Genomic DNA, 13185 nt, shown 5'->3' with positions numbered 1-13185 from the left:
ATTATTATAATGATATCGCTTTCTATTAGCAATACCCTAATTGTAAATACCTTGGTTAATAATGATAGAAACACTCGAAAAAACCGCGAATTTGTTGATTTTCGAGCAATATCGTATGATAGAACATAATATTTCCTGCTTGAGATAGCAAAAGGAGACGAAGACGATGGCAGTAACCATCAAAGATGTCGCAAAACGTGCTAATGTTGCTACCTCCACCGTATCCCGCGTCATTCAAGACAGCCCCAAAATCAGCGAAGCTACCAAGTTACGTGTCCGTAAAGAAATGAAGGCGCTTGGCTATGAACCCAACTATTCAGCTCAGAGTCTGGCTAACCGAGTCACACAGTCGATAGGCATTATTATGCCTGAATCGGATGTGGCGATCTTTCAAAATCCTTTCTTTCCGGAAAGTCTTCGCGGGATCAGCGAATGGGTGAACGAGCACAACTATACACTGTCGATTGTCACAGGCAAAACGAATGATGAATTGCTATCCCGCGTAAAGCTGATGACCCGGACCGGACGCGTTGACGGCTACATTGTCCTGTACTCCAAGCAAAAGGATAGCATCGTGGAGTATCTTCACAAAGAAAAAATTCCCTATACCGTAATCGGCAAACCTCAACAGTTTGTCAGCGAAACCACCCATGTAGACAACGACAACTACCAGGCTGCCAAGGATGTGGTCACTTATTTGACTGGGCTGAATCATCAGCGCATTGCTTATGTTGGCGGTGATCAGGAACACATCGTGAATCTTGAAAGACTCCGAGGCTACCAAGATGCGCTACGAGAGGTTGGCTTGCCTCTACCGAAGGAATACGTGGTCAGAGAGCCCTTTAATCTGGAGGACATGCGCGCGTTATTGCAGGCTACCCCGCCGCCTACTGCGATGATCGTTAGCGACGACCTTGTAGCCATGGCCGTACAGAAAATGCTTGCCCAGTTAGGCGTGTCCATGCCAGAGCAGTTATCCATGGTGAGCTTCAATAATCTAATGCTGGCTGAGCTGATGAATCCTCCTCTTACATCCGTGGATATTGATATCTTTACTCTGGGTTATCAGGCTGCCAAAAGCCTGATTGAAAAAATTGAGGACCCCAAGGAACTGACCAAACACATCATTGTGCCCCACCGAATCGTGGAGCGCAAATCCAGCCAGGTACTATGAATCTCTAAGAAATGGACAAGAACTGATTTTGTGGATATCCATAAAATCAGTTTTTTTGCGTTGACAGGGCAAACGGTTGCACTATATACTGAACTCGCTCATATATTGGTCTCGTTAAAACAACGATCTCATTTTCCGAGAGGGGTACGCACTCATGGTTTACAACCGATTATTTGACGTAGATAGTTGGAAGCTGACAACACACGCTCTACATAGCACACACATGCGATTACAGGAAAGCTTAACGTCCATAGGCAACGGTTATATGGGCATGCGCGGCAATTTCGAAGAAACGTATTCAGGGGATCATCATCAGGGAACTTATATCTCCGGTGTATGGTTCCCCGACAAAACAAAGGTCGGCTGGTGGAAAAACGGCTATCCTGAGTATTTTGGTAAGGTCATCAATGCCATGAACTTCATCGGCATCAATCTGATCGTAAACCAAGAGGAAGTAGACTTATTTACGGCACACATCAGCGATTTCGTGCAGGAGTTGGACATGAAACAGGGGATCCTGCGACGCACCTGCACCGTGAACGATCAGGTTCGTATCACTACGGAGCGTTTTCTGAGCATCACCACTCGTGAGCTATGCCTGATTGATTACCAAGCAACGAATATAAGTGAGCAACCTCTAACTATAGAGCTTGTCCCCTATTTGGACGGCAATACGAAGAATGAAGACACGAACTATGATGAGGTTTTTTGGCTGGAGGAGGCCCGAGAGGTTCAGGAACAATTCATCAGCCTGTCCACAACAACTATAGATAATCCCTTCGGTATTCCGCGCTTTACCGTAAACGCTACCATGGGTATTGTGACCGAGGGACAGGATCAGCAGACGACGGAAGAGGGCTTTCTGTATGCTGCTCGCCACTATCAATACAGCGTTGCTCCGGGCGACAGTATCCAGCTGCAAAAATTTGTGGCTGTTACCACTTCACGGGATATGGAAAAGGACGCACTGATTCCACAAGCTGAACGCATCGCCGTAGAAGCTGTGAACAAAGGCTACACTTCTCTTAAACAGGAGCATGTCGCAGCTTGGGCCCGACGTTGGGACAAAGCAGATGTAGAAATAGAGGGCGATACGGAGGCCCAACAGGGAATACGCTTTAACATTTTCCAGCTGTTCTCTACGTACTACGGTGAAGATGCCCGTCTGAACATTGGTCCCAAGGGTTTTACAGGTGAAAAATATGGCGGTGCCACCTATTGGGACACAGAAGCATATGCCGTACCTATGTACCTGGCGCTCGCAGACCCGGATGTAACCCGAAATCTGCTGTTGTATCGCTATCAACAACTTGAAGGTGCCAAGCATAACGCGACCCAGCAAGGACTTCGGGGTGCACTGTACCCTATGGTCACTTTTACGGGTGTGGAATGCCATAATGAATGGGAAATTACCTTCGAGGAAATTCATCGTAACGGTGCCATTGCCTATGCCATTTACAATTACACCAACTATACGGGTGACTTGACCTATCTGCATGACTACGGCGTAGATGTACTGGTCGAAATTAGCCGCTTCTGGGCCGACCGGGTTCATTTTTCCAAAAGTCAGCAGCAGTATATGATCCACGGGGTTACCGGGCCAAACGAGTACGAAAATAACGTCAATAACAACTGGTATACCAACACGCTGGCTGCATGGGTTTTGAAATATACATTATCGGTCTTGCCTCAAATTTCGACTGAGAAAGCGCAGCGCCTGGCAGTTACGGCTGATGAGCTTGCACATTGGCAGGATATCGTCACTCACATGTATTATCCCTATGATGAGGAGCGGGAAGTCTTCGTACAACACGATACCTTTATGGATAAGGATTTGCAGCCTGTATCCGCCCTTGATCCCAGCAACCTTCCACTGAACCAGAAATGGTCATGGGATAAAATCCTGCGTTCATGCTTCATTAAGCAGGCAGATGTGCTGCAAGGACTGTATTTCTTTGGAGACCAGTTCACACTGGAGGAAAAAGCGCGCAATTTTGCATTTTACGAGCCCATGACTGTTCATGAATCCAGTCTGTCTCCTTCTATACACGCCGTGCTGGCCGCCGAACTCAAAATGGAGGAAAAAGCAGTCGAGATGTATAAGCGGACGGCCCGTCTGGATCTGGATAACTATAATAACGATACCGAAGACGGCCTTCATATCACTTCCATGACGGGAAGCTGGCTGGCGATTGTACAGGGATTTGCCGGGATGAGAACCTATAATGAAACATTAAGCTTCTCCCCCTTCCTGCCTCAAGACTGGAACAAGTATACGTTTAAAATCAACTATCGCGGTCGCTTGTTAAGTATTCTCGTACAGGAAAATGAAGTGAACATAACCCTGTTGGACGGAGAACCGCTGACGCTGGAGCTGTATGGACAGCCAACGCACATTACCAGTGGGCAGACGTTAATGACAAACAGCATTTCATAAATCGGGCAGACAGGGGGGAAAGCAAATGAAGGCAGTCATTTTCGACTTGGACGGAGTCATTACAGATACCGCCGAATATCATTTTCAGGCATGGGGCAGCTTGGCGGCAGCGCTCAGCATCCCTTTTGATCGGGAATTCAATGAACAGTTAAAAGGAATCAGCCGTACGGAATCGCTCGACAAAATACTGGCGCGCGGTAACCTGTCCGATACGTTTTCAGAAGAAGGCAAGCAAGAACTAGCCACACGGAAAAATACGGAGTATCAGCGACTCATCTCAGCTGTAACTCCCTCGGACATTCTTCCAGGCATTAAAGCGCTTCTGACAGAACTTCGTGAAGCCCGAATCGGCATCGCTCTGGCCTCTGCAAGTAAAAATGCAGCGTTTATCCTGGAGCGACTGGAGCTGGCGTACTATTTTGACAGTGTGGTGGATGTTACCGCCATTCGGCATGGCAAGCCTGACCCGGAAATTTTCCTCACTGGAGCTGCAAATCTGGGCGTTCAGCCTGCCGATTGTATCGGTATAGAGGACGCACAGGCTGGCATACAGGCGATCAAGGGCGCCGGGATGTTTGCGGTCGGTGTAGGAACACCTTCACAAATGCAAGGGGCAGATATCGTGGTAGCCACGACTGCCGAGCTTTCTCTGAGCATGTTGGAGGCCCATTTTTACGAGTTCAAAAAGTGACTCCACTCGGAGGGATTTATATGGCGTTATCTCTAGGATAGAGTACCCTCGCCTCATAAGTATGACCAAAAACGGACACCACTGGTGTTCGTTTTTGTTTACATATACCCAAAAAACTCCCTCTGTCTCTCGCGTCTTCAGCTCCTCTATCGTTGAACACATTAGATTACCATTCCATGAATATTTATTACCATTTTACACATATTACATGCATAACTTTTGAAGGAGGAGGAGTCATGGCAAGATCACTCGAGGCGAAATTGGACCATCTACAAAAGACCCTGGGTCATCTTCCTGATGTCGTCTTCAAGAAAATGAATGTGGGTCAAACGGGAATTCATGTAATTATGATCTATCTCTCTGGTATTGCGGATACGAGCATCATTAACGAACAAATCGTCAAGCCGCTCATTTTAACTGGAATTCGTGAAAGTCACTCCCAAGTTAATCCCGAGAAAATAAAGGAGGAGCTGATACAACAGACAGCATTTACGATCGATATGGAAGAAGAGACAGACCTTGAGACGTGTGTACACGAAGTGTTATCGGGAAATACCTGTCTGCTGATCGAAGGAACCGATGAAGTCTTTTTTGCGTCTACGGGCCAGTTTCCGTCGCGAAGTGTCGATGAACCAAGCACTGAAACTTTGGTTAGAGGACCGAGAGAAGGTTTTATTGAAGATTTGCAAAGCAACCTGGCAATGGTAAGGCGGCATATCAAAGATCTAAGTTTCAAAATAGATAAAATGACCATAGGAAGGAGATCCTCACGGAAGTTAGCGATCTTGTACATATCAGATATCGCAAATCCGGAGCTAGTTCAGGAAGTTAAACGAAGAGTCGAAACGATTGATGTGGACGATGCTTCCGATACCGGGATTATTGAGCAATGGATTGAGGAACATTCATGGTCTCCGTTCCCACAGATTCAAGCCTCTGAACGCTCGGATAAAGCTATAAATGCTTTAATGTCCGGAAGAGTTGTCATTATGCTTGATGGCACTCCTTTTGTCCTGATTGCTCCCATGACCTTCTGGATGCTGGCTCAATCCCCAGAGGATTATTACGAGCGTTTTCCTTTAGGAACATTTTTCCGCATGCTTCGTTTAACGGCTCTGTTCATTGCAACATTCCTGCCTTCGCTGTACGTTGCTCTTATTTCTTTTCATCCTGGATTAATCCCACCTGAGCTAGTGATGTCTATCGTTGCCTCAAGGGAAGGGATTCCTTTTCCCGTTTTTGTGGAAGCTCTAATTATGGAGTTAGCATTGGAAATACTGCGCGAGGCAAGTCTACGGCTACCTAAAGGCATAGGACAAGTCATCGGGATTGTAGGCGGTCTTGTGATTGGACAAGCCGCTGTCGAGGCGGCGATCGTAAGTGCTTTTCTGATTATTGTCGTTGGTCTTACTGCCATTGCGTCCTTTGCAAGCCCGCAGTACAGCGGCAGTATTGGAATCCGGCTTCTTCGTTTCCCCATTATGATGATCGCAGGGATTTATGGGCTGTATGGAGTAATTTTAGCCTTTATTTGTTTAGGCGTACACATGGTCCAGATCAAAAGCTTTGGAGTTCCTTACATGTCACCCCTAGCCCCAATTCGGCTAAGAGATCAACAAGATACTTTGGTTCGGGTTCCTTTTAAATATCTCAAAAAACGCCCTATGATGCTAAAGACACAGGACGAAATACAATCTAACAGAAAAAGGAAGTAAACCTATGCTCTCTTACATCTTTCTGTTTCGTCGAACCCTATGGGCGCAAAAATGCTTTGCTGCATGGATCGCATGTGCTGCTCTCCTCACCGGTTGTTGGGATAGCAGAGAGATCGATAACTTGAGTATTATTCAAGGCGTCGCCATTGATACGGATCAGCAGGATATGCTGGAACTTACCTACCAGCACTTAATAGCGCAGAAATCCAGAAAAAATATGTATAGCAACGTAACAACCTTTAACAAAGATTCAATCCAGTCTGCTTCCAGGGAACAGGCCAAGCAGGTATCCCGTGCTCCTTTATATAGTTTTATTCGCTTAATTTTGATTAGTGACCAAGCTATACAAAAAACAAGAATCGACCAATTGTTAGATACGTTTACTCGCTCCTATAAACCGAGTCGAAAATCACTTGTTATGATCGTAAAAGGCAATGCGAAAGAAGCGCTCAATAAGATTGGCAAACATAAAGAGATACCTTCCATTGACCTTGAAGCATTGGCCAAAAATAGTGATTTCAACTCAAAAATACCTTATAGAATAACATTAGGGGAAATGTCTACACATATCTCACAAGGAGCTGACTTCCTCATTCAATGCCTAGAAAGCAATGACGGCAATCACTTCTCAGGAGCAGCTCTGGTCAGCGGCAAAACGAAGAAATTTGCTTATTGGCTGGACGAAGAGGATGTTATCGGGATCAACTGGATGCTGGGAAAAACGAAGGGTTCCATTATTAAAGTTGAGGACCCAAAGACGAAACAACACATGGTCTTTGAAGTTGAGGATGCCCATAGTAAACTTATTCCCCACCTTAATGGACAGGATCTCTCATTCACAGTTCGTATCAAAACAGATATCAAGCTAAACGAAAACTCGGTTACTTCTGTGGACTTCCTGAAGGAATCATTCATCCGAACCGCCAAAGAAGCAGCGCAAGATGAAATCAAACAGACCATATCCCAATCGCTAAACACACTTCAGAAAGAAATGAGAGCAGATGTAGTCGGTTTTGGCACAAAAGTAAAAGTGAACTATCCCGCTTACTGGGATCGGGTAAAGGAAAATTGGCAAAATACATTCAGTCAAATACCAATCGATGTTCAGGCCGAAGTACAGATTAAACGAACAGGTGCTTATACAAAAGGAGAGGAAGAGTAATGTCCAACATACCTTCCATGAAACAGGAAAAAATCTCTACCCTTCAAGCCTTACTTACAGTCACTTCGACCGTGTACGCTGTGGGAATTGTCAGTTTGCCAAGAACCATCGCGGAAAAGACACAAACGCCCGACGTGTGGCAGGGACTTTTGCTGGCAAGTCTGCTTGGGGTAGGCATCGTTTTTATCCATTTTAAACTGTGCCGGAGATTTCCAGGGAAGACGTTCTATGAGCTCAATCCTGTGATCGCGGGTAAATTCATCGGCCTGCTCATCAATATTGCATTTATTGTACATTGCACGATGATATGCTCTTTTGTATGTAGAATGATGGCGGAATTCCTCAAAGGTCTTGCACTGGAGAGAACCCCAATAAGTATGATTCTCTTACCGTTTCTTCTGCTTATTGGGTATTTGACCTGGGGCGGTCTCCATGCAATGGTTCGATTGATCGAACTTTTTTTCCCTTTAACCCTTATTGTTTTTTTATTGTTGGTCGTTCTTAATGTCAACCATTTCAATCTTGATAATTTGCGCCCTGTTTTCCATAAAGGATGGCGACCAATCTTTGAATCACTTAAAGTTATACCTTTCTCTACATTGGGTTTTGAATCCATCCTTATATTAACTAATGTGATGACCCACCCCAAAAAAGCATGGAAGGCTGGGTCAATCGGCTACTCGATTGCAATGGGTTTGTATATTTTAATGGTAACGATGGTCGTCGGCTGTATGTCAGTTGAGGAAGTTTCCCGACTGCAATGGCCAGTCGTTTCTTTTGCACAGCAAATTGAATTCCCCGGCGCGTTCCTGGAACGATTTGAAATATTATTTATCATTTTGTGGACGATCAAAATTTTCATGACCGCCTCAAACTATTATTTCTATATTGTAACGGGGATCAGCCAGCTCACCCAAAAGTGGAACGGGTATATCTGTTATCTCCCGTTAATTATATTATTTTGCCTGAGCATGTATCCCCAAAATTTTGTTGAGATAGGCAACTTCGATAAAATAATAGGTTATTTTGGAATTGCTGTATGCGCAGTAGTACCCTTGGTGCTTCTTGTTATCTCTATGGTCTTCCATCGAACAGAGAATCCGGATGGGAAACAATAGAGAATGCCTCCCCGCTCTTGCCAATGAATCAAACCCCTTATGCTATAGCGTAAGGGGATTTTTACTTTTTACCCGATGGTTATTCTTCGGAATTTTCCAACTGCTCCCTCCACTCAATTTATATCCGTGAACTGATATAATGGAAGAGTTAAGCAGTCATCGGATTAACTATTCTCTCTTAGGAGACTAATGCATATGAAACCAACCTATCTTATGGATGATATACAGTGGCAACAGCTTATCCAAAACGTGGCTGACCATTTTAATGATGTGACGATCAAACGAGGTTTCCAATATTTTAAGCAAGGAAAGGTAAAAGAATTCGTAATGCCTGATGCCGATCATATTGCAGCTGTCGTGGATGGAAGCGAGCTATACGAGGTGGATCTCCACTTGAGCGCTTTTGCTGCCAGCAGATGTACATGCCCTGTCCACGCCAACTGCAAGCATATGATCGCCGTACTACTGAATTACGCGAATGAACAGGAACGTTCTGTACATGCTTTAGTGAACGCTCATTCGGCGGGATTCACTCGATTGGCGACAAAAGCTGACACGCGTAACACACCTCCTTCCCGGTCGAATCTTTCACCGGATCACAAGGAAACAACAAGAAACGCCCTCAGTAAAACTGCAAGTAAAATACCGGACATGCCCATTTCAGAGTGGCATGATCTGTTCGATCAGTGTATCGCCCTTAACCATGTAAACACACAAAACTCCCAATTTGTCCAAAGCGCTTTAGCCTCGATCTATGCTGTGAAGCCGCCGCTTTCACCCGGCATGCAACAGCTATACGGACTGCATGCTCATCTGCGTGTGCTGGAAAAGCTGGTACCTCAGTCTTCCATGCCAGGCTATCCCTCTCATACCTATATGGGGTATTACACGCAAATTGCTGCCGATGAGCTTAAAGAAGCGATCGAGCGTGATTTTGAGAGTCCACTGGAGCTGACCGATGAACCGATGCAAGAAGCCCGTATCGCAGAAACCTTAGCCTATTTACGCCGAAAAATGCTGACAGAATCGCGTAACGGTACTTATTTTTCAGACGCGTATTATCAGTTTTGGTTGTACTGGGTGCATCCCGCAAGACAGGACGCCAGCATATATACGGAGGAATTACAGCATTTGCAGGCGGCTGAGGAGGATCTCGGCACTACTTTAGCAAGGCTTCCGTGGATGTTGGCTCGCAGCTGGATGCATATTTTCCAATCGCAGGATAATGAAGCCTGGGTACTTCTTCAGGAGGCGGAACGAGTTTTCCCACTAAAAATCTCTTCCAGTCAATTGCTTTTGTTCTTACAGGCGTTGCGGAAAGCCGAGGATTGGGCACGTCTCAAGGACGGATTGCGACATATCGGTCCCCTGCTTCACAGTCATCGGGATGACCATTTACAGGATTATATGCATAATTGGGATCTGGTTTTGCAGCACCTTCCAGAAGCGGAGCAGGACATGTGGGACACGCTGGTGGGTATGCTTCCATTTGCCGGGGGGATGTATGAAGAGGCACTGCTTGCTCACGAGAAATGGCGGTCATGGATCGACTATCAGCTGAGCATACGCAGTGAACCTTTGAGTTTTCGAGTGAGCGTGTTACAGCCCATTGAAAAGAACGCGCCTGAGTTACTACTTCCCTTTTACCATCAAGCGGTAGAACGCTATGTGCTAGAAAAAAACAGAGCCAGCTATAAAGCAGCAGTCAAGCTGTTAAAGCGGCTGTTCAAGCTGTACAAGAAAATGAAGCAAGAATCACGCTGGGAGCTGTTCTTTACGACCTTCACCAGCCGTCATAGCCGCCTGCGGGCGCTACAGGAGGAATTGCGGAAAGGGAAATTGTTATCATGAGCCAATATACCGAAACGATTACCGTGCATATCCAATTAACTACCTATGGAGACGCGCTGATCTATGGCGATTCCTCCATGAACTATAGCATTTCCGGCCAAATTCTGAAGCAGCGTTTGTTTGCTTGGCATGAGGCTTCGTTTTATGGCACCGAGCTGGAGATTCAACATGTTCAAGACACGGATATTATCCTGCTGCCTTCGGAGCAGGTGATTCCTTTTCTGGCAGAGCGCGAGCTTCTAAAGCATATCGAATGGATCTGGGACGAGGCCCATGCCCCATGGCTTCAGCTGATCCCTTCGCTTGCTCACTGTATTGAAGCGAAAGCCTATGTGCCCAGCTTCACGGCGTTCCAGGCAGGGAAGCTGCAATGGGAATGGGATGCGGAAGCACTGGAAAACATCCAGCCGGCAGAGCTTGCTTTGCTAGGCAACTTGGAGAAGGACGAACAAGATGGGCTGATAGCGGCGTTCTCGGCTGCCGTATTTCAACGCTGGTACGGCACCGAAGCGGAAGCCGCCGATTTGCGAAGAGAATATCCGATTCTCTTCGCCTCCAACCGCCCAGCCGCGGCGGGTCTAGACGCGCGGGCCTGGCTCATCGCCATCGGCTGGAAAGCCGATACCGCGCCCTTTCGGCCGCTTCTGCAACTGCTGGAGCCAGAGCTGGAGGACGACGAGCCGTCCTGGCAGCTCAAGCTTGTGTTGCAGGACAAGCAAGACCCGGCGTTGCTGGTGTCTGTACAGCTCGCCGATGATGGGTACGCATCCGGCTCATGGCCCGATGCCTGGACAGCACATGTCCGTGAGCGCTCAGCCGGGTGGCTAGAAGGCTTGACCTCGATTTTGCCTGCCGGGCAGCGTGCCGGAAGCCGTGATGACGTGCTGAATCGCCCGCTCTCCGACGAAGCGGCGTGGCAATTCCTGACGACCGACAGCCAGCGTCTGCTGGAAAGCGGTTGGCAAGTGCTGCTCCCGGCTTGGTGGGAGGCAGCTACCCGCAAGAAGCCGAAGCTGCGGGCCAAGGTACGCCCGGGCGAAGGGGCGGGAGAGCGCACGAAGGGCAGCTCGCTGTTCGGACTGGACTCGATTGTCCAGTTCGATTGGCGCGTTGCCATTGGCGATGCCGATCTGAGCGAGTCAGAATTCGCCGAGCTGGTCGCTCGCAACGAGCGCTTGGTGCGCTTCCGCGGGCAATGGATCGCGCTCGACCCTGCGCTGCTGGCGCAGATCCGCCGGGCCATGGCCGGGATCGACAGCGCTCAGGGGTTGTCCTTTCAGGACATCTTGCAGCTGCACCTGCTCGGCAACGCCGACGAGCCTGAAGGCGACGCCTCGGGTGAGCAGCCGGAGGATGCGGCACGCTTCCGGCTGGAAGTCGAGCTGAATGCCCATCTGCTGAAGCTGATCAGCCAGCTCGGACGGCAGTCAGAATGGCCTGCATTGGACGTGCCGGACGGGCTGCAAGCCGAGCTGCGGACGTATCAGAGGGACGGGTACGCATGGCTTGCCTTTTTACGGCGTTTTGGACTGGGGGCCTGTCTGGCCGATGACATGGGACTTGGTAAAACGGTGCAATTTATTACTTATTTACTGCACTTACAGGAAATTGCCGCTGAGACGGGTGTCCGCTCCAGTTCGCTGCTGATTTGCCCGACGTCGGTGCTGGGCAACTGGCAGAAGGAACTCAGCCGCTTCGCCCCTTCATTGAAGGTGATGCTGCACTATGGAAGCAGGCGGAAGCAGGGAGACTTGTTCCGTGAAGAAGTAGAGCAGGCTGATGTCATCCTGACCTCCTTTGCTACGGCAACCCTGGATCAAGAGCTGCTACAAAGCATGACCTGGGATTCGGTCTGCCTGGATGAAGCGCAAAACATTAAAAATGCGCAAACCAAGCAATCCACAGCCGTGCGCAGCTTTCCTGCACGTCATCGGATTGCGTTGACCGGGACACCTATTGAAAATCGATTGTCCGAGCTGTGGTCCATTTATGATTTTATCAATCCAGGTTATCTGGGCAGCTCACGCGCCTTTAGCAATCGTTTTATGAATGCTATTGAGAAGGAACATAACGAGCAGCGCACATTAGATTTGCAAAAGCTGGTTCAGCCCTTCATGCTGCGGCGCAAGAAGAAGGACCCTGCTATACAGCTTGATTTGCCTGACAAGAATGAGATGAAAACCTACATTCATCTGACCTCTGAGCAGGGCGCGCTCTATGACCAGATTGTCAAAGAGTTGATGGAACGGATGCAGAAGCTGGAAGGGATTGAACGGAAAGGAGCCATTTTATCCGCCCTTACCCAGTTGAAGCAGCTTTGCGACCACCCAGCCCTCTTAACCAAGGAGGCACTCCCGGATGCAGCGGCTTCCGGTTATAGTCAGTCCGATCTTGAGACGGTCATTAGCCGTTCATCCAAGCTAGAGCGCATTCTGGCTATGGTCAAGGAACTGCGGGAGGAGGGCGAGCGCTGCCTTATTTTTACACAGTATATTGGTATGGGGCAGATGCTCCAGCGGGTACTCGCTCAGGAGCTGCAAGAGCCTGTGCTCTATCTGAACGGTAGCACGTCCAAAACGGCGCGTGACCGAATGATTGATCAATTCCAATCTCACACGCTCCCCCCTGCCGAGCAGCCATCCGTGTTTATTTTGTCGCTCAAAGCCGGGGGGGTGGGTCTGAATCTGACGGCAGCCAACCACGTCTTTCACTTTGATCGCTGGTGGAATCCGGCTGTTGAAAATCAGGCCACAGACCGAGCCTATCGGATGGGACAAACGAAGGATGTACAGGTGCACAAATTTATCTCGCTGGGCACGCTGGAGGAACGCATTGATGAAATGCTGGAGAGCAAGCAGCAGCTTAGCGACCAAATCATAACCAGTACCGAAGGCTGGATTACTGAGCTGTCTACAGACGCGTTAAAAGACCTCTTTACGCTACGGCGCGAGTGGGCATAATGATGTCCCAAGTTCAATATATACCTATTTTTAAGAAGCAGTAGTTTATAGCACGGTCCAAAACTCCTTTGTGTGCA

General features: G+C 48.0%; 8 protein-coding genes. All 8 read left to right on the top strand.

Translation table 11 applies throughout. The features are described from left to right. The first annotated feature begins 166 nt into the window (after positions 1-166). Positions 167-1174, top strand: coding sequence for a LacI family DNA-binding transcriptional regulator (locus ACWA2B_RS19130; RefSeq protein ID WP_029516899.1), 1008 nt, complete (start codon positions 167-169; stop codon positions 1172-1174). 154 nt (positions 1175-1328) lie between these two features. Beyond that, positions 1329-3611 (top strand): glycoside hydrolase family 65 protein, encoded by a 2283-nt coding sequence (locus tag ACWA2B_RS19125; protein WP_318628160.1) that lies wholly within the window; start codon positions 1329-1331, stop codon positions 3609-3611. 25 nt (positions 3612-3636) lie between these two features. Further along, positions 3637-4302, top strand: a complete 666-nt coding sequence (pgmB, locus tag ACWA2B_RS19120) for a beta-phosphoglucomutase (protein WP_025722091.1) — start codon at positions 3637-3639, stop codon at positions 4300-4302. Between the two features lie 236 nt (positions 4303-4538). Beyond that, positions 4539-6017: a spore germination protein gene (locus ACWA2B_RS19115; RefSeq protein ID WP_029516902.1), complete on the top strand. Its 1479-nt coding sequence runs from the start codon at positions 4539-4541 to the stop codon at positions 6015-6017. A gap of 4 nt (positions 6018-6021) precedes the next feature. Beyond that, the gene (locus tag ACWA2B_RS19110) at positions 6022-7179 is read left to right on the top strand and encodes a Ger(x)C family spore germination protein (RefSeq protein WP_340884051.1); all 1158 of its coding nucleotides are present in this window, start codon (positions 6022-6024) and stop codon (positions 7177-7179) included. 17 nt (positions 7180-7196) lie between these two features. Then, positions 7197-8297, top strand: a complete 1101-nt coding sequence (locus ACWA2B_RS19105; RefSeq protein WP_318628158.1) for a GerAB/ArcD/ProY family transporter — start codon at positions 7197-7199, stop codon at positions 8295-8297. Positions 8298-8492: 195 nt separating this feature from the next. Further along, the gene (locus tag ACWA2B_RS19100; RefSeq protein ID WP_449292513.1) at positions 8493-10148 is read left to right on the top strand and encodes an SWIM zinc finger family protein; all 1656 of its coding nucleotides are present in this window, start codon (positions 8493-8495) and stop codon (positions 10146-10148) included. After that, positions 10145-13108, top strand: coding sequence for a DEAD/DEAH box helicase (locus ACWA2B_RS19095; RefSeq protein ID WP_412178862.1), 2964 nt, complete (start codon positions 10145-10147; stop codon positions 13106-13108). The genes ACWA2B_RS19100 and ACWA2B_RS19095 overlap by 4 nt, the downstream gene beginning before the upstream one ends. Positions 13109-13185: the final 77 nt, after the last annotated feature.

This window comes from Paenibacillus sp. CMM36 (genome assembly GCF_053570945.1).
Note: the sequence above shows the minus strand (reverse complement) of the source record. Positions and strands in the feature narration are given on the sequence as shown.

What these genes read in the sequence shown, in the direction of transcription:
- ACWA2B_RS19130 (WP_029516899.1), top strand. Translation starts at nt 167, where the DNA reads ATGGCAGTAACCATCAAAGATGTCGCAAAACGTGCTAATGTTGCTACC.
- ACWA2B_RS19125 (WP_318628160.1), top strand. Translation starts at nt 1,329, where the DNA reads ATGGTTTACAACCGATTATTTGACGTAGATAGTTGGAAGCTGACAACA.
- pgmB (WP_025722091.1), top strand. Translation starts at nt 3,637, where the DNA reads ATGAAGGCAGTCATTTTCGACTTGGACGGAGTCATTACAGATACCGCC.
- ACWA2B_RS19115 (WP_029516902.1), top strand. Translation starts at nt 4,539, where the DNA reads ATGGCAAGATCACTCGAGGCGAAATTGGACCATCTACAAAAGACCCTG.
- ACWA2B_RS19110 (WP_340884051.1), top strand. Translation starts at nt 6,022, where the DNA reads ATGCTCTCTTACATCTTTCTGTTTCGTCGAACCCTATGGGCGCAAAAA.
- ACWA2B_RS19105 (WP_318628158.1), top strand. Translation starts at nt 7,197, where the DNA reads ATGAAACAGGAAAAAATCTCTACCCTTCAAGCCTTACTTACAGTCACT.
- ACWA2B_RS19100 (WP_449292513.1), top strand. Translation starts at nt 8,493, where the DNA reads ATGAAACCAACCTATCTTATGGATGATATACAGTGGCAACAGCTTATC.
- ACWA2B_RS19095 (WP_412178862.1), top strand. Translation starts at nt 10,145, where the DNA reads ATGAGCCAATATACCGAAACGATTACCGTGCATATCCAATTAACTACC.